Raw genomic sequence first — 206 nt, forward strand, 5'->3', positions numbered from 1 at the left:
TGTAAGCAAAATAATATAGAACTTAGAATTGTTGATAGATTTTATCCATCATCAAAGACTTGTAGCCAGTGTGAAGATATTAATAAGAATTTAAAACTTAAAGATAGAGTTTATAAATGTAGTTGTGGATTATCTATTGATAGAGATTTAAATGCAAGTATTAATCTTAAAAATGCTAAAAAATATAAGATAGCTTAAATACAAAG

General features: G+C 23.3%; 1 protein-coding gene. It reads left to right on the forward strand.

Going from position 1 to position 206, the window contains the following annotated elements:
* On the forward strand, positions 1-198 hold a 198-nt coding region (locus tag KGF41_RS20765; protein WP_227857154.1), incomplete at its 5' end, for a transposase.
* Positions 199-206 lie beyond the last annotated feature (8 nt).

This window comes from Clostridioides sp. ZZV14-6150, from assembly GCF_020657875.1.
GTDB lineage: Bacteria > Bacillota > Clostridia > Peptostreptococcales > Peptostreptococcaceae > Clostridioides.